This is a genomic window from Mesorhizobium sp. L2C066B000, from assembly GCF_000502335.1.
Taxonomy (GTDB): domain Bacteria; phylum Pseudomonadota; class Alphaproteobacteria; order Rhizobiales; family Rhizobiaceae; genus Mesorhizobium.
In genome coordinates this window covers 1-15,291 of sequence record NZ_AYWZ01000010.1, presented here as the reverse complement: position 1 = coordinate 15,291, position 15,291 = coordinate 1, and the positions used below count along the sequence as shown (strand labels likewise).

General features: G+C 62.9%; 17 protein-coding genes. 9 read left to right on the top strand and 8 right to left on the bottom strand.

All coding sequences use genetic code 11. The features are described 5' to 3' along the window. Nucleotides 1-99 precede the first annotated feature (99 nt). Nucleotides 100-936, bottom strand: a complete 837-nt coding sequence (phhA, locus tag X733_RS146475) for a phenylalanine 4-monooxygenase (RefSeq protein ID WP_023687466.1) — start codon at nt 934-936, stop codon at nt 100-102. Nucleotides 937-1,075: 139 nt separating this feature from the next. Here phhA and X733_RS146480 point away from each other — a divergent pair, with 139 nt between their 5' ends. The 3 genes from X733_RS146480 (at nt 1,076) to X733_RS146490 (ending at nt 3,722) form a co-directional block, all read left to right on the top strand. After that, a complete protein-coding gene (locus tag X733_RS146480) occupies nt 1,076-1,552 on the top strand; it encodes an Lrp/AsnC family transcriptional regulator (protein WP_023687465.1) in 477 nt (158 codons plus the stop codon). Between the two features lie 111 nt (nt 1,553-1,663). Then, nucleotides 1,664-3,211 carry a magnesium-protoporphyrin IX monomethyl ester anaerobic oxidative cyclase gene (gene bchE, locus X733_RS146485; protein WP_023703792.1) on the top strand — a complete coding sequence of 516 codons (1,548 nt, stop codon included), beginning with the start codon at nt 1,664-1,666 and terminating at the stop codon, nt 3,209-3,211. Nucleotides 3,212-3,323: 112 nt separating this feature from the next. After that, nucleotides 3,324-3,722, top strand: coding sequence for a RidA family protein (locus X733_RS146490; RefSeq protein WP_023819246.1), 399 nt, complete (start codon nt 3,324-3,326; stop codon nt 3,720-3,722). Between the two features lie 42 nt (nt 3,723-3,764). On the opposite strand, the gene argB is transcribed toward X733_RS146490, so the two are convergent. Together argB and X733_RS1000000168335 are read right to left on the bottom strand one after the other, a co-directional pair. Continuing rightward, nucleotides 3,765-4,658 carry an acetylglutamate kinase gene (gene argB / locus X733_RS146495; RefSeq protein ID WP_013528489.1) on the bottom strand — a complete coding sequence of 298 codons (894 nt, stop codon included), beginning with the start codon at nt 4,656-4,658 and terminating at the stop codon, nt 3,765-3,767. A gap of 100 nt (nt 4,659-4,758) precedes the next feature. Then, complete coding sequence (locus X733_RS1000000168335) at nt 4,759-5,181, bottom strand: hypothetical protein (RefSeq protein ID WP_245270238.1); 423 nt, start codon at nt 5,179-5,181, stop codon at nt 4,759-4,761. Nucleotides 5,182-5,328: 147 nt separating this feature from the next. On the opposite strand from X733_RS1000000168335, the gene X733_RS146500 reads away from it, so the two are divergent. From X733_RS146500 to X733_RS146520, 5 genes are all read left to right on the top strand, one after another. After that, nucleotides 5,329-5,868 (top strand): sigma-70 family RNA polymerase sigma factor, encoded by a 540-nt coding sequence (locus X733_RS146500; protein WP_023673234.1) that lies wholly within the window; start codon nt 5,329-5,331, stop codon nt 5,866-5,868. After that, entirely contained in the window at nt 5,865-6,587 is a 723-nt protein-coding gene (locus X733_RS146505; RefSeq protein WP_023673235.1) for an anti-sigma factor, read from the top strand. The genes X733_RS146500 and X733_RS146505 overlap by 4 nt, the downstream gene beginning before the upstream one ends. A gap of 222 nt (nt 6,588-6,809) precedes the next feature. After that, nucleotides 6,810-7,367, top strand: a complete 558-nt coding sequence (locus tag X733_RS146510; protein WP_023681353.1) for a fasciclin domain-containing protein — start codon at nt 6,810-6,812, stop codon at nt 7,365-7,367. A 210-nt stretch (nt 7,368-7,577) separates the two neighbouring features. Then, nucleotides 7,578-8,078: a peptide-methionine (R)-S-oxide reductase MsrB gene (msrB, locus tag X733_RS146515; protein WP_023819245.1), complete on the top strand. Its 501-nt coding sequence runs from the start codon at nt 7,578-7,580 to the stop codon at nt 8,076-8,078. 152 nt (nt 8,079-8,230) lie between these two features. After that, entirely contained in the window at nt 8,231-9,778 is a 1,548-nt protein-coding gene (locus X733_RS146520) for an FAD-dependent monooxygenase (protein ID WP_032911293.1), read from the top strand. A gap of 116 nt (nt 9,779-9,894) precedes the next feature. Here the strand turns inward: X733_RS146520 and X733_RS146525 are convergent, their stop codons facing one another. Both X733_RS146525 and X733_RS146530 read right to left on the bottom strand, forming a co-directional pair. Continuing rightward, a complete protein-coding gene (locus tag X733_RS146525; RefSeq protein ID WP_023819243.1) occupies nt 9,895-11,496 on the bottom strand; it encodes a DHA2 family efflux MFS transporter permease subunit in 1,602 nt (533 codons plus the stop codon). A gap of 21 nt (nt 11,497-11,517) precedes the next feature. Next, nucleotides 11,518-12,699, bottom strand: a complete 1,182-nt coding sequence (locus X733_RS146530) for an HlyD family secretion protein (RefSeq protein WP_023732747.1) — start codon at nt 12,697-12,699, stop codon at nt 11,518-11,520. Nucleotides 12,700-12,845: 146 nt separating this feature from the next. Between X733_RS146530 and X733_RS146535 the strand changes: the two genes are divergently transcribed. Further along, on the top strand, nt 12,846-13,589 hold the full coding sequence (locus X733_RS146535; protein WP_023673241.1) for a TetR/AcrR family transcriptional regulator: 744 nt from the start codon (nt 12,846-12,848) through the stop codon (nt 13,587-13,589). Between the two features lie 66 nt (nt 13,590-13,655). On the opposite strand, the gene yihA is transcribed toward X733_RS146535, so the two are convergent. The 3 genes from yihA to X733_RS1000000170505 form a co-directional block, all read right to left on the bottom strand. After that, the gene (gene yihA / locus X733_RS146540) at nt 13,656-14,315 is read right to left on the bottom strand and encodes a ribosome biogenesis GTP-binding protein YihA/YsxC (protein ID WP_023741307.1); all 660 of its coding nucleotides are present in this window, start codon (nt 14,313-14,315) and stop codon (nt 13,656-13,658) included. Further along, entirely contained in the window at nt 14,312-14,950 is a 639-nt protein-coding gene (locus X733_RS146545; protein WP_023681358.1) for a CatB-related O-acetyltransferase, read from the bottom strand. Before X733_RS146545 ends, yihA begins: the two co-directional genes overlap by 4 nt. A gap of 60 nt (nt 14,951-15,010) precedes the next feature. Continuing rightward, on the bottom strand, nt 15,011-15,291 hold a 281-nt coding region (locus tag X733_RS1000000170505; protein ID WP_032911291.1), incomplete at its 5' end, for a hypothetical protein.

The following is a 15,291-nucleotide window of genomic DNA, read 5'->3' as shown; positions in this document are numbered from 1 at the left end:
TGTCGAAACCCTCGGAAATCAGCGCCAACGAGATCTCCCTCCCCCTTGTGGGGAGGATTAAGGGTGGGGATAGGTGCCGCGCAAACCCTTCAGGATTTGCTAAACCGTCGCTGGATCCAGGGTCGGCTGCCCCTTGCGGCGGGCAACGATCGCCTTGAAATCGGCGGTCCGGAACGCATCGCGCAGCACGTCGAAGGACGGCAGCACGAAATAAGCGCGCTGGAACTTGTCGATCTCGTAACCGGTGCGCATTACCGTTTCGAGGTCGAAGGGCACGTGGTGCGCGTCCGGGCTCGCGACGGCGAACTGCAATTCGGTGAACGACGACATCAGCCCGGCGCCGAAAGCTTTCAGCTTCTGGCCCTCCTCCTGTATCAGCCCGTATTCGGCGGTGTACCAGTAGAGCCGGGTGATCATCTCGTCACCGCCCAACGCAATCACGCTCTCGGCCTTTTCGCCATACATCTGCATGAAGTCGGCAAACACCGGCTGTGTCAGGATGGGCACATGGCCGAAGAAGTCGTGGAACATGTCGGGTTCGACGATGTAGTCGAGCTCGTCCTTGGTGCGCAGCCAGTTGGTCACCGGAAAGCGCCGGTTGGCGAGATGGTCGAAGAAGGGCGCGGCCGGGATGAGGCCAGGCACGGCGACGATTTCCCAGCCGGTCAGCTTGCGCAGCCTGTCTGAGACCGCGCCGAAATCCGGGATCTTGTCGAGCAGGCCGAGTGCGGCGACGCCATCGAGATAGGAATGGTGCGCCAGCTTCTGTGTCAGCTTGGTTTGCCGGTCGCACAGCGTGCGCCACACCGCCTGTTCGTCGGCGCTGTAATCATAGCCCTGCGCCACGGTGAAATCGGAACGGCACACTGAATAGTCGCCTCGCAGGCCTTGCGCCGCGCAATCACGGGCATATTCGGCAACGCTCATCGTCGTCATGGTTCTTCTCCCCTGATCGTGACACTTGAATCTGTCCGCAGAGTCTAGCGGCGGCCGGCGAGGCAATTCAGCTTTGATGATGGCTTGGGTCCATGATTTGAGGTAAAAATCACCAAGCAGAAGCTGAAAGAGAGTGAAAATGCCTCAGTTCGACGATTTCGAGATCAAGATGCTGGATGTGCTTCAGCGCGATGGACGCAAGCCCGTGTCCGAACTGGCGCAGGAGATCGGCCTGTCGACGACGCCTTGCGCCCGCCGCTTCGAGGCGCTGCAGGAGGCCGGCATCATCAAGGGCTTTGCCGCCGTGCTCAACCGCCGCGCCGTCGGCCTGATGGTCGAGGTGTTCATCCAGGTGCGGCTCACCAGCCACAGCGACGGTTCGCCCGAAACCTTCATCGCCGCCGTGCAACGCATGGACGAAGTGTCGTCATGCTGGACGATGACCGGCGACCACGATTTCCTGCTGCACGTCATGGTGCCGTCGGTCGACGAACTCAACGCCTTCGTCATGCACCGCCTGATGCGCCTTGCCGGCGTGCGCGACGTTCACACCCAGCTGGTGCTGCAGAACATCAAGGGCCCGGGCCACGTGCCGCTCGCCCACCTCAGGCGGTAGGACACGCACCGCCATTTCTGCGGAAAAGCTGCACGCAAACTGCTGAACGGAGCCCAAATGCGAAACTGAAACGCCGGCTACGCCATGCGGACCGTCGCTCAAAGGTCCGTCATGAACATCGTGCTGATCAATCCGCCGCACACCGCCATCGGCAGCCGCGTGCCCGATGACCATCTGCCACCGCTCGGCCTGCTGGCACTGGGCGGCCCGCTTATCGACGCCGGCCATAAAGTCCGGCTGGTCGATGCCGAATTCGGGCCGATGCCGTTGGAAACTCTGGTGCGCGATGCGCTCAGCGGCCAGCCCGATTGCATCCTGATCGGCCACTCCGGCTCGACCTCGGCGCATCCCACCGCGCTCGCGATCGCCCGCATGGTCAAGGCGCTCGAGCCGGCGACGCTGGTGATCTATGGCGGCGTGTTCCCGACCTATCACTGGCGCGACATATTGGCGGCGAGCGATGTCTTCGACTTCATCGTGCGCGGCGAGGGCGAGGCAACCATCCTTGCCCTGGTCGTGGCACTGGACAATCGCCGGCCGCTGGGCGATGTCGCGGGTATCGCCTATCGCGACGATCTCGGCCGCCCCTTCGCGACGCGGCCGGCCGGGACCACTGCCAATCTGGACGAGTACCGCGTCGGCTGGGAGCTGATCGATCACCGCCGCTACAGCTATTGGGGCGGCAAGCGCGCCGTGGTCATGCAGTTTTCGCGGGGCTGTCCGCATCTGTGCAACTATTGCGGCCAGCGCGGTTTCTGGACCCGCTGGCGGCACCGCGACCCCAAAAAATTTGCGCAGGAGATTGCCTGGCTGCACCGCCAGCACGGCGTCGAACTGATCAACCTCGCCGACGAAAACCCGACCGTATCGAAGAAGGTTTGGCGCGCCTTTCTCGATGCGCTGATCGCCGAGAACGTGCCGGTGCTGATCGTCGGCTCGACCCGGGCCGACGACATCGTGCGCGATGCCGACATCCTGCACCTCTATCGCAAGGCCGGCGTCATCCGCTGGCTGCTCGGCATGGAAAACACCGACCAGCAGACGCTTCAACTGATCCGCAAGGGCGGCAGCACCTCATCCGACCGCGAGGCGATCCGGCTGCTCCGCCAGCATGGCATACTGTCCATGGCGACCTGGGTGGCGGGGTTCGAGGATGAGACCTTTCGCGATCTGTGGCGCGGCTTTCGCCAGCTGCTTGCCTACGACCCCGACCAGATCCAGGCGCTCTATGTCACGCCGCACCGCTGGACGCCGTTCTTCCGCATCGCCAAGGACCGCAAGGTGATCCAGACGGATGCCCGGCTGTGGGACTACAAGCACCAGGTGCTGCAGATGACCCGGCTGAAACCGTGGATGCTGTTCTTCTCGGTCAAGCTGATCGAGGTCGCGGTGCAGTCGCGGCCGAAGGCGCTGGCGCGCATTCTCTTCCACCCCGATCCCGAACAGCGCCATTCGATGCGCTGGTACACCCAAATGGGCCGCCGCGTGTGGTTCCGCGAGGTCTGGGGTTTCCTGGCCCGCGACCGCCGCCTCAAGGATGGTCCGACGCTGGCTGAGTTCTGGGGCGCGCCGCAGGATGCCGATGAGGAATCCATGGTCGTCATGCGCCCGCCGCTCAAGCCGGCCGAAGCGGCTGTCGCGATCTCGGCCGGCACCTGACCGGCTCGCTGCCATTCATAGATACGTACCGTATGCGTATTGACATACGCGGCGTATGTACCCACCTCATGCATACGGGACGTATGTGAGTGCCCCGGACAATGGAGTGAAAATGACCAAACGTGACGCGATCTTTCCTGCCGGCAGGCAGGCTCTCTACGAGATCAATCGCTATTCTGCTGCAATCCGATCGGGCGATCTTTTGTTTGTCTCGGGCCAGGTCGGCAGCCGCGAGGACGGGTCGCCCGAACCTGCCTTCGAAAAGCAGGTCCAGCTTGCCTTCGACAATCTCGCGGCAGTGCTGAAAGCAGCGGGCGCCACGTTCGACGATATAGTCGACGTGACCACCTTCCACACCGATCCGGCAACGCAATGGCCCGTGATCGATGCCGTTCGGCTGAAGGTGTTCGGTGAACCGCCCTACACCAATTGGACGGCGGTCGGCGTCAACTGGTTAGCCGGCTTCGACTTCGAGATAAAGGTCATCGCGCGCCTGCCCCAGCCTGCCTAAGGGCTGGCCAGCCGACCAACTGGCCGCCAAGCCAGTTGCCGATCAGGGCACGATCAGCGTGCCGGCGCCGTGTTCGGTGAACAGTTCCAGAAGCACCGCATGCGGCGTCTTGCCGTTGAGGATGACGACGCCTTCGACGCCGCGCTCGATCGCCTCGATGCAGGTCTCGACTTTGGGGATCATGCCGCCCGACACCGTGCCGTCCTTGATCAGCGCCTTGGCTTCGGCCACCGTCAGCTCGTCGATCAGCTTCTTGTTCTTGTCGAGCACGCCGGGCACGTCGGTCAGGAACAAAAGGCGCGTCGCCTGGCAGGCGCCGGCGATGGCACCGGCGAAGGTGTCGGCATTGATGTTGTACGTGTGGCCGTCGCGGCCGGGCGCCACCGGCGCCAGCACCGGGATCATTTCCGAGCGTGCCAGCAGGTCGAGCAGGGTGCGGTCGACCTCGACCGGCTCGCCGACGAAACCGAGATCGAGCACACGCTCGATGTTGGAGTCCGGGTCGATCATGGTCTTGCGCGCCTTTTCGGCGAACACCATGTTGCCGTCCTTGCCGCACAGGCCGATCGCCCATTCGCCCTCGGCGTTGATCAGCGCGACGATCTCCTTGTTGATCGAACCGGCCAGCACCATCTCGACGATCTCGACCGTCTTCTGGTCCGTGACGCGCAGCCCGCCTTCGAACTTGGATTCGATGCCCATCTTGGCCAGCATGGCGCCGATCTGCGGCCCGCCGCCATGGACGACGATCGGGTTGACGCCGGACTGCTTCAGCAGCGCGATGTCACGGGCGAAAGCCTTGCCGAGCTCGATATCGCCCATGGCATGACCGCCATATTTCACCACCACCGTCTTGTGCTCGTAGCGCTGCATATAGGGCAGGGCCCGCGAGAGCAGGGCGGCCTGCATTTCGGCGGTGGCGGTGATCTCCGTCATCGGCATGGTTCCCTGGATGCGGGTAAGGACGGCGGCGTCTTAGCGGGAATTGGCCTAGGCCGCAAACAGCTTTGCTATCACGATGATGAAATCTGCCGGATCAGGCCGGCACCTTGAGCGGCGCCCGCCGCGTCAGCCAGCCGGAAATCTTCTCCATCTGCGCGGCGAGCGACAAGAACGTCTGCTCGTCGCCGGGGCGGCCGACGCCCTGGATGTCGAGCGGCAGGCCATTCTGGATCGCCGGCCAGTGGTGAACCACAGGCTCTTGTCCATCAATTGCCCAAACAGGGATCTGATCTCCAAGAGACGGGTCAAATGCAATTTGTCGAGCAGGTTTTCGATGAGCTCGCGGCCCCCTTCGGGTCCATGGCGCCTCAGGCAAGCGGCGGATGCGCAATGATCGGGTTGCCTCGGCGCGCGCGATCGCAGCATCGACAAGGTCCGGCGGCGAGATCTCGCCTCTATGCACCAGCTCCGCCAAGCCGGTTGCATCGTTCTCCCACAGCATCTGTTCGGCCGACATTGCTGTTCCCCTTTCTGCGGGAGGCTAACGACAGCCGATTTCCTTGGCACCGACCGGCGATTACTGGCGATCGGGCGCGGACATCGTTTGCGTGGACAACAAGATTTCTGCCTTTGCAAATAAATCGTGATCGCTTAGCTTGTCCGTATGACGCCGCAGGATATCTCCACCCTGATTGTCCGGACCTCGATGAAGGATCGGACTGCGTTCGATCTGCTTTACCGGCAAACCAGTGCGAAACTTTTCGGCGTGTGCCTTCGTGTATTGAAGGATCGCGGAGATGCGGAAGAAGCGCTGCAAGAGGTCTTCGTCAAAGTGTGGACGAAGGCGGACCGTTTCGCTGTTTCCGATCTAAGCCCAATCTCCTGGCTGGTGGCCATAGCACGCAATCATGCGATTGATCGCATCCGGTCGCGACGCAAGCCCGCTGCCGATATCGATGCCGCGCTCGACGTGGCTGACCCCGGTCCGGGGCCAGAGGCTATGGTTGTTGCGGGCGGTGAATCCGAGCGCATCTATCAGTGCCTTGAAGAGTTGGAACAAGACCGGGCGCAAGCCGTTCGGGGTGCTTATTTGAACGGCGAAAGTTACGCCGAGCTCGCGGAACGTCACAAGGTTCCGCTCAACACGATGCGGACATGGCTGCGCCGCAGCCTGTTGAAACTTAGAGAATGTCTGGAAAGATGACCCTGGCAGAAGAAAATGGACCGGAACGTGGAGGCGACGACCTGCTCGCAGCCGAATACGTTCTCGGCGTGCTGCCGGCGGATGAGCGCCAGATAGCCTCCGGACGCATCGACGCGGAGACCGGCTTTGCCCGTCTCGTCGATTCCTGGGAAGTGAATCTCTCGCCGATGGCTGCCGCTTATGCTGAGGTAGAGCCGCCGGCCACCATCAAGCCGGCTATCGATCGCCGGCTGTTCTCCTCCACCGCGGCGTCGACGACGGCCCCGAGCGGCAGCCTGTGGTCCAGCCTTAGCTTCTGGCGCGGCCTCACCGCAGCGGCTCTCGCGGCCCTGGTGCTCTATGTCGCCGTGCCTTACGTCAGGTCGCCGGTCGTCGTGCCGCAGGAGCGCCTCGTCGCCTCGCTGGCTGCCGAAGGCAGCGATGTCAAATACCTCGTCGTCTACGACGCTTCCCGCCGCGATGTCGGCCTGTCGCTGGTTTCGGGCGAACGCGCCGCCGGCAAGGACTTCGAACTGTGGATGATCGAAGGCAAGAATGCGCCGGTCTCGATGGGTGTCATTCCCGCCGGCCAGGTCACGCACATTCCGGTTACCCCGGCAGTGCAGCAGAAGCTGGCGCAAGGCGCCGTGCTTGCCGTCAGCGTCGAGCCGACGGGCGGTTCGACGACCGGACAGCCGACCGGACCGGTCGTTGCCGCGGGCGACCTGAAGGGCATCTGATAAATCGTAAAACCATGACGTCACAATGAAGACAGCGGAAGTACATCTTCCGCTGTTTTCGTTTTGGATACGCTGCTGGAGATTAGAGGTTCGATCTCCGGAGATTAATTCGTCGACAAAATAAAGGAAATTTTTCCCGGCGCGCGGAAACTCAGGCAGTTCTATTTCGTATCTCCTCATGTTCCGAAAGAGGAAACAATAACCCCGAGGAGTTCGAACACTATGCGTAGAATCGCCACCCTTTTGCTCGCCGGTACCATTGCCGTCTCCGCCCTCGCCACAATCGCCTATGCCGAGAATCCGATGGTTGGCGGCGCCGCCATGTACGCCAACAAGAACATCGTCGAGAACGCCGTCAATTCGAAGGACCACACCACGCTGGTCGCCGCCGTCAAGGCTGCCGGCCTGGTCGAGACGCTGCAGGGCGCAGGCCCGTTCACCGTCTTCGCGCCGACCAATGAGGCCTTCGCCGCGCTTCCGGCTGGCACGGTCGAGACGCTGCTCAAGCCCGAGAACAAGGACAAGCTCACCAAGATCCTGACCTGCCATGTCATCGGCGCTAAAGCGATGGGCGCCGATGTCGCCTCGATGGCCAAGGCCGATGGCGGCACCCATAAGGTCAAGACGGTCGGCGGCTGCGAGCTGTCGCTCAAGGCTGACGGCGGCAAGGTCACCGTGACCGACGAGAACGGCAATGTCGCCAATGTGACGATCGCCGATGTCGAGCAGTCGAACGGCGTCATCCACGTCATCGACAAGGTCCTGCTGCCGAAGATGTAACAAAGCCCTGCCGCCGACGAACAGGCGGTAAGCTCCTGCAGATTGCGCGGCCCCGCCCCCGTGGGCCGAGCAAACGACCGAGCGCTCCATCCCGTCCGCAACAAGCGCGGAGCCGGTGTGGAGCGTTCGTTTGCAGGGCAACCGTCACCGGCTTTTGATTTTCCAGTGGCGGCCAAATCTGGCAAAACAACCCGCAGGAGGATTTCTGTCATGAACCGTCGCGACTTGCTTTTGAGTGGCGTCGCCGTTGCCGCATTTGCCGGCGCGGTGGCAACGCTGCGCATGGGCGGACCCCAACCCGCCAGAGCTGCTGAAACCTTCGAGGTCACCAAGACCGACGCCGAGTGGCACGCCATCCTGTCGGATGAAGCCTTCAACGTGCTGCGCAAGGAAGGCACCGAGTATCCCGGCACCAGCCCGCTGCTCAACGAGCACCGCAAGGGCATTTTCGCCTGCGCCGGCTGCGACCTGCCGGTCTATTCCTCGGAGACCAAGTTCGATTCCGGCACCGGCTGGCCGAGCTTCTGGCAAGAGATTGCCAACGCCGTCGGCAAGACCGAGGACCGTTCGCTGGGCATGACCCGCACCGAGGTTCATTGCCGCCGCTGCGGCGGTCATCTCGGCCATGTCTTCGACGATGGCCCGGCGCCGACCGGCCTGCGCCACTGCATCAACGGCGTTGCGCTCAGCTTCAAGCCGGCAACTGCCTGACCGTTCGGCGTCTTTTAGCGGGGTGGGGATTTGGAGCCGGCGTGACGACCGCCTCCTATCTCTTGAAATGGGGCGAAAACAGTCAACTTCAAGAATTGGCAGACGGTTTTTTATGCGTAGATTCCGCAGCCCTAACGAGAGGGCCAGAATCTATGCAACCAACCAAAGCACGGGCTCGCGACGGCGAGCCCAAATCGACCGCCAAATCGACCGACGGTGTTGATGCGGACCGGCCGCGAATATCCCATTCCGTGGTGATCGCCGGCGGCGGCCCGACCGGGTTGATGCTGGCCGGCGAGCTTTCCCTGGACGGCATCGATGTCGCCATCGTCGAGCGGCGCGAGAACCAGGATCTCGCCGGCGCGCGCTCGGGCGGCCTGCATTCGCGCACCATCGAGATCTTCGACCAGCGCGGCATTGCCGATCGGTTCCTGTCGCAAGGCCAGACCGCACAGGTCGCAGGCTTCGCCGGCGTTTCGCTTGATATCAGCGACTTCCCCACCCGCCACAATTACGGGCTGGCGCTGTGGCAAAAGCACATAGAGCGCATCCTTGCCTGCTGGGTCGATGAACTTGGCGTCACGGTCTACCGTGGCCGCGAGGTGACAGGCTTCGTGCAGGATGGCGGCGGCGTCGATGTCGCACTGAGCGATGGCGGGTCGCTTCGTGCCGATTATCTTGTCGGCTGCGACGGCGGCAGAAGCCTCGTGCGCAAGGCGGCGGGCATCGAGTTCCCCGGTTCCGAGCCGACAACCAGCAATTTGATCGCCGAGGTCGAGGTAACGGAAGAGCCGCAATGGGGTATCCACCGCGATGCCATCGGAATTCACGGCCTCAGCAGACTGGAAGACGGTACGGTGCGGGTGCTGGTGACCGAACGCGAGGTCGGGGCCGGCGGCGTGCCCACGTTGCATGAGCTCAGCGAGGCGCTCATTGCCGTCTACGGCACCGATTACGGCGTCCACAATCCAACATCGCTGGCCCGCTTCACCGACATGACCCGGCAGGCAGCCTCATATCGCAAGGGGCGGGTGCTGCTCGCCGGCGACGCCGCGCATGTCCATCCGCCGGACGGCGGACAGGGTCTGCAGACCGGTGTGCACGACGCGGTCAATCTGGGCTGGAAGCTCGCCCAGGTGGTCACAAATACCGCGCCGGAAAGCCTGCTCGACACCTATCAGGCAGAACGCCACCCGGTTGCCGCGCGCGTATCGAAAAACACCATGGCGTCAGTCGCGCTCCGTCGCGAAGACGAGCGTACCAAAGCGTTGCGCGATACAATGGCCGAACTGCTCGCCATGGAAGAGCCGCGCAAGCGTTTTGCCGGGATGATGTCCGGCCTGGACATTCACTACGATCTTGGCGAAGGGCATCCGCTGCTGGGACGTCGCATGCCTGATCTCGACCTCGTCACCGCTGCTGGGCCGGCGCGGGTCTTTGCCCTGCTGCACGACGCCCGGCCGCTGCTGCTCAACTTTGAAAAACCCGGCGCTTTGGACATCCGCCCGTGGGCTGATCGGGTTCGGTCTGTCGACGCCAGCTACGATGGCGTCTGGGAGCTTCCGGTGCTGGGGGCAGTCGAAGCCCCATGCGCAGTGCTGGTCCGGCCTGACGGTTATGTGGCCTGGGTCGGCGGCCCTGAAGCAGCCGGGCTAACCGACTCGCTGACCAAATGGTTTGGGGCGCCTGCCGCAGCATAGCGCGCCGGGTGTTCGACCAAGGAGCTTGATAACGATCGATGCTTAAGCGTGACCCCGGAAATCGGGGGTGATTTCCGGGGTCACACATGAGGGCGCCAGGCGGGGGTCCGGCGCGCTCAATGGCCTCCGCCACCGCTGCCCGCGGGCGGCGCCGGCTTGGCGATGACCAGGGTGAAGACCGCCATGGTCGCGAACAGCACGGTCAGCATGGTGAACACGTCCATGAACGACAGCAGCGACGCCTGCTGCTGGACCATGCCCGACAGTTTGGAGATCGCCGCCTTGGTGGCGTCGAGGCCGGGAGTCTGCTGGAAGTCGAACGTCATGTTCTGCAGCTTGGTCTGCGCCGCCGCACTGCCCCATTCCACATGCTCGGCCAGCCTGGCGTAGTGGAAGGCGCTGCGATCGATCAGCACGGTGTTGATGACGGCAAGGCCGACCGCACCGCCGAGGTTGCGGGTCAGGTTGAACAGGCCCGACGCGTTCTTCAGCCGGTCCGGCGGCAAGGTGCCGAGCGCAATGTTGTTGATCGGCACCATGCACAGCATCATCGAGCTGCCGCGCAGGATCTGCGGGATCAGCAATTCCCAGAAATCCCAGTCGGCGGTCAGATGCGTCATCCACCATGTGCCGGCAGCGAAACCGAACAGCCCGATCATCATCATGATGCGCAAATCCATCTTGCTCGACAGGATGCCGGAAATCGGCGCGGTGACGAACATCGCCAGGCCGCTGACGAACAGGGCTTCGCCGATCATCAAGGAATCGTAGCCGCGGATGCGTCCGAGGAACACTGGGTAGAGATAGGTCAGACCGTACAGGCCGATGCCGATGACGAAGGAGAACAGCGAACCGAAGGCGAAATTGACGTTGGTGAAGGCCCTGAGATCGACGATCGGCTCCTCGGCGGTAAAGGCGCGCCAGAAGAACAGCGCCGCACCGACAACCATGATGATGGCGCAGATGAACACGGCCTGTTCCTGCAGCCAGTCATGGTTCGGACCTTCCTCGAGCACATATTCCATGCAGCCGAGGAACGCCGCCATGCCGGCAAGGCCCCACCAGTCGAACTTGCTGAACAGGCCGAGATTGGGCTTGTCGAAATCGATCAGGGTCCAAGTCGTGACCGTCACCAGAATGCCTGGAATGACATTGATGAGGAACAGCCAGTGCCACGACATGGCATGGCTGATATAGCCGCCGACGGTCGGGCCGATGGTCGGCGCCAGCGTCGCCACCAGGCCGATCATCGGCGACACCATGGCGCGGCGCGACGGCGGGAAGATGGTGAAGGCGGCGGCGAAAACGCTCGGGATCATGCCGCCGCCGATAAAGCCCTGGATGGCTCGGTAGACGATCATCTGGTCGATGTTGGTGGCGGTCGCGGCCAGCGCGCTGGCCGCCGTGAAGCCGGCCGCGGCGCCTGCAAACAGCACGCGCGTCGACAGCATCCGGCTGAGGAAGCCCGACAGCGGGATCATCACCACTTCGGCGATCAGATAGGCGGTCTGCACCCATGGGATTTCGTCGGAACTGGCGCTGAGGCCGGCCTGGATCTCGGCCAGCGAGGCTGAGACGATCTGGATGTCGAGGATCGCCATGAACATGCCGAACACCATCGCCAGGAAGGCGATGAGGCGGCGCGTCGAGATGGTCGTCGGTACCGCCGGCATGGCAGGCGCCGGAGCCGCTCCTGCAGTTATGGTTGCGGTTGCCATGGCGTTGCTCCCGGCTTTCGCTCAGTTCGCCGTAGCCGGAGCCGTGCGGCTGTCGACGGCGACGACGACGCTCAGGCCGGCGCGCAGCCTGCCTGCCTTCAGCACATCGGCCGGCACGTCGATGCGAACCGGGATGCGCTGCACCACCTTGGTGAAGTTGCCGGTGGCATTTTCCGGCGGCAGCAGCGAGAACACCGCACCCGAAGCCGGCGCCAGCGACGACACCGTGCCTTCGAAATCATGGCCGTCCGTGGCGTCGACCGAGACCCGCACCTTCTCACCGGGCACCAGCTTGGCCAGCTGCGTCTCCTTGAAGTTGGCAACGATGTAGAGCTTGTCCAGCGGCACCACGACGGCGAGCTTCTGGCCGGGGCTGACGAGGTCGCCCTGCTCGACCGAGCGGTTGCCGACGACGCCGTCATAAGGCGCCTTGAGCACGGTGAAGGAAAGATCGCGCGCGGCCTTGTCGCGGTTCAGCCGCAGCGAAGCCAGCGTGCTGGCCGATTCGGCGCGCTGCGCTTCGAACACGCCGATATTGGCCTGTGCGGCTGCAATCTGCGCGTCGGCGCCGACGAGGGCTGCATTGGCCTGGTCGAGAGCGGTCTGGGCATCGTCCAGTTGCGCCTGTGTGCCGACATGCGTCTTGACCAGTTGCGCGGCGCGCTGCTGGGCGCGAGCGGCGTTGTCGGCTGCCGCCTGGTCGGCGACCTTCTGCGCCTGCGCCTGTTGCAGCGAAGCTTGCGCCGCCTTGGTCTGCGCGTCGATACGGTCGAGCGTCTTGGCCAGCGTGGCGATCTGCGCCTCCGCCTGGGCAACGGCTATTCTGTAGTCGCCGTCGTCGATCGTCAGCAGCGGATCGCCGGCCTTGACCTGCTGGTTCTCCGAGACCTTGACTTGATCGACATAGCCGGAAATCTTCGGCGAGACGAACGACATGTCGGCCTGGACATAGGCGTCGTCGGTCGAGATCAGGAACCGGCCGTCGGTCCAGTAATTATAGCCATACCAGGCGCCGGCGCTGAGCAGAGCGAGGCCGATGATCGGCAGCATGAACGAGCGAGCCGACCGCTTCTTCTTGGCCGGCACCTCGGCCAAAACTTCGGCGGCAGGCTTGATGGGCGCTTCCGGCGCTTCGATAACCGGCGAGACCTTGGCGTTGGGAAAGGGGCGGACTTCGGCGGTGGTTGGCGTGTTCGAGGACATGATATCTCGCTACCGTAGCTACATAAGGAAAATGTGTTATACTGAACCGTTCGGTTCGATGCGAACGTTGACATAGCGCTAAAGCAGGCCCATATCAAGAGCAATCGAACCGCTCGGTTCGAATTATTTCGCGAGGTGTGACTTTAATGGCCGACACGTTACCCGACGTCGAAAATGATCGGTGCGATGTGCTGGATAGTGCGCGTCGCGGCCGCCCGGCGGCGGGCCAGGATCCGGTCAAGCGCAGCCAGATCATTGAGGGCGCGCGGCGCGTGTTCATCGACAAGGGCTTCGAAGCGGCGTCGATGAACGACATTACCCGCGAGGCCGGCGTCTCCAAGGGCACGATCTATGTCTACTTCGCCAACAAGGAAGAGCTGTTCGAGGCGCTGATCGAGGAAGAGCGCGGCACCATCTTCAAGAACATGTACGACATGCTCGACCGCGCCGACGATCTGCGCCAGACGCTGGTGAAATTCGGCAAGGTGCTGTCGATGAAGATCACCTCGGCCAAGGTCATCCAGGCGCAACGCACCGTGATCGGCGCCTCCGACAGGATACCGGACATGGGCGCGCGGTTTTACGAACGTGGCCCCAAACGCGGCCACGACAAGGTGGTCAAGTTCCTCAATGCAGCCATAGAACGCGGCCTGCTCAAGATCGATGATGTCGATCTTGCCGCCTATCAATTCACCGAACTGTGCCTCGCCGGCCTGTTTCGCCAGTGCATCTTCGCCTACCGCACCACGGCGCCGAGCCAGGATGAAATCGACCACATCGTGCGGTCGGGCGTCAGCCTGTTCCTGAAGTCCTACGGCACCGAAAAGCTTGCCGAGGAAGAAAGCCATCAGATGATCGCGCTCGAGGCGAAGTCCAAGGCAAAGGCCTAGTTAGCCAAAGGTCTTTTTTCGCAACTCCGGACGGAAAACCGCTTCACACTTTTCCCGGAGTTGCTTTCAACCGCCATTGGCCGCCAGCACGATCGCCGCGCGCAGTTCGTCCAGACCCTCGCCCTTTTCCGACGACGTGGCGAGCACGAACGGAAACGCCGCCGGCCGCTTCTTGATCTTCAGTAATGTCTCTTCGATCAGCTGCGGCACGCCGGCGGCCTTGATCTTGTCGGTCTTGGTCAGCACGATCTGGTAGGACACCGCCGCCTTGTCGAGCAGCGACAGCACTTCGTCGTCCTTGGCTTTGATGCCATGGCGGGAATCGATCAGCACATAGACCCGCTTCAGCGTCACGCGGCCCTTGAGATAGTCGAAGACCAGCTTGGTCCAGTCGTCCACCTTTTCCTTCGGCGCGCTGGCATAGCCGTAGCCCGGCATGTCGACCAGCGCCATTGGCGGCAGGTCGGTGCCTTCGCCGGAAAACCCGCCCGGCACGAAATAGTTGAGCTCCTGCGTGCGCCCCGGCGTGTTGGAGGTGCGCGCCAGCCCGTTATGGCCGACGAGCGCATTGATCAGCGACGACTTGCCGACATTGGAGCGGCCGGCAAAGGCGATCTCCGGCGGCCCCTCCGGCGGCAGGAACTTCATCGCCGGTACGCCGCGGATGAAGATCCACCCCTTGGTGAACAGGTCGGTGCCGATGACAGCGTTGCCCAGCGCGTTCAAATCGCTGCCTCCAGCCTGGAAATATCGGCGCCCCGAATGGCGTTGAGGTTGCGGCCGATCTTGTCCACCGGCCAGTTCCACCACGCCACGGAAAGCAGCCGCCTGACCGTCCTGTCGTCGAAACGCATCTTCACCACCTTTGCCGCATTGCCGGCGACGATCGCATAGGCCGGCACGTCATGCGTCACCACCGATTTCGCCGCCACGATGGCGCCATTGCCGACCGACACGCCGGGCATGATCACCGCATCCATGCCGATCCATACATCATTGCCGACCACCGTGTCGCCGCGCAGTTCCTGCGACCACGTCTTCGGGTCGAAGCCTTGCTCCCAGCCATGGCCGAAAATGTTGAACGGATAGGTGGAAAAGCCGGACATGGCATGGTTGGCGCCGTTCATGATGAAGCGCGCGCCCTCGGCGATGGCGCAGAACTTGCCGATGATCAGCTTGTCGCCGATGAAGGGATAATGATGCAGCACGCACCGCTCGGCGAATTTGTCCGGTCCGTCAGGATCGTCATAGTAGGTGAACTCGCCGATCTCGATATTCGGCGCGGTGACCAGGGGCTTGAGGAAGCCGACGCGGGTGTGCATCGGGATCGGGTGTTTGATGTCTGGGTTGGGTCCGTCCATGGCGAGATCCGTCGAGAGTGGCGCAAATTAAAGCCGCCATTCGAGATGGCGTGATCCGCCCTATAGCACCAATCGCCCGATGAGCGAGCCCTGCTGGGCTTCGATGTTCAGTTCGTGCCGCGGCAGATCACGATCAGGTCGACCGCCGCCGTCGGCTAAGGCGCCCTGAAACAAAAAAAACGGGGCCCTGCGAAGGACAAGCAGGACCCCGGTGGTGTCGAAGACGGCTTCAAAAGAATGGCACCTCCTCGTGCGGGCATAGGCGCTAAGATAGGTGTTGCCCTGCGGAATCGGGTGTGATTCTACACTGCGATGACACACGAATCGCTTGTTGATGACGG

Bases quoted from the DNA above. Each gene is read 5' to 3' on its own strand.
- phhA (WP_023687466.1), bottom strand. From the start codon at position 936: ATGACGACGATGAGCGTTGCCGAATATGCCCGTGATTGCGCGGCGCAA.
- X733_RS146480 (WP_023687465.1), top strand. From the start codon at position 1,076: ATGCCTCAGTTCGACGATTTCGAGATCAAGATGCTGGATGTGCTTCAG.
- bchE (WP_023703792.1), top strand. From the start codon at position 1,664: ATGAACATCGTGCTGATCAATCCGCCGCACACCGCCATCGGCAGCCGC.
- X733_RS146490 (WP_023819246.1), top strand. From the start codon at position 3,324: ATGACCAAACGTGACGCGATCTTTCCTGCCGGCAGGCAGGCTCTCTAC.
- argB (WP_013528489.1), bottom strand. From the start codon at position 4,658: ATGACGGAGATCACCGCCACCGCCGAAATGCAGGCCGCCCTGCTCTCG.
- X733_RS1000000168335 (WP_245270238.1), bottom strand. From the start codon at position 5,181: ATGTCGGCCGAACAGATGCTGTGGGAGAACGATGCAACCGGCTTGGCG.
- X733_RS146500 (WP_023673234.1), top strand. From the start codon at position 5,329: ATGACGCCGCAGGATATCTCCACCCTGATTGTCCGGACCTCGATGAAG.
- X733_RS146505 (WP_023673235.1), top strand. From the start codon at position 5,865: ATGACCCTGGCAGAAGAAAATGGACCGGAACGTGGAGGCGACGACCTG.
- X733_RS146510 (WP_023681353.1), top strand. From the start codon at position 6,810: ATGCGTAGAATCGCCACCCTTTTGCTCGCCGGTACCATTGCCGTCTCC.
- msrB (WP_023819245.1), top strand. From the start codon at position 7,578: ATGAACCGTCGCGACTTGCTTTTGAGTGGCGTCGCCGTTGCCGCATTT.
- X733_RS146520 (WP_032911293.1), top strand. From the start codon at position 8,231: ATGCAACCAACCAAAGCACGGGCTCGCGACGGCGAGCCCAAATCGACC.
- X733_RS146525 (WP_023819243.1), bottom strand. From the start codon at position 11,496: ATGGCAACCGCAACCATAACTGCAGGAGCGGCTCCGGCGCCTGCCATG.
- X733_RS146530 (WP_023732747.1), bottom strand. From the start codon at position 12,699: ATGTCCTCGAACACGCCAACCACCGCCGAAGTCCGCCCCTTTCCCAAC.
- X733_RS146535 (WP_023673241.1), top strand. From the start codon at position 12,846: ATGGCCGACACGTTACCCGACGTCGAAAATGATCGGTGCGATGTGCTG.
- X733_RS146545 (WP_023681358.1), bottom strand. From the start codon at position 14,950: ATGGACGGACCCAACCCAGACATCAAACACCCGATCCCGATGCACACC.